General features: G+C 72.3%; 1 pseudogene. It reads left to right on the forward strand.

From position 1 onward, the window contains the following. Positions 1–231 (forward strand): annotated as a pseudogene (locus CLG85_RS28140) (sulfate transporter subunit); the annotation flags it as partial.

The raw sequence follows: 231 nt of genomic DNA on the forward strand, positions 1-231 counted from the left end.
TACAGGTGATCACCCCCAACCCCAAGACCTCGGGCGGGGCGCGCTGGAACTTCCTCGCTGCATGGGGCTGGGCGCTGCACCAGCCCGGCGGCAGCGAGGAGAGAGCGCGCGCCTACGTGGCCGAGCTTTTCAAGCACGTGCCGGTGCTGGACACCGGGGCGCGCGGCGCGACCACGACCTTCACCCGGCGCGGCGTCGGCGACGTGCTGCTGGCCTGGGAGAACGAGGCCT

It is taken from the genome of Alloyangia mangrovi (assembly GCF_002300555.2).
Lineage (GTDB): Bacteria > Pseudomonadota > Alphaproteobacteria > Rhodobacterales > Rhodobacteraceae > Salipiger > Salipiger mangrovi.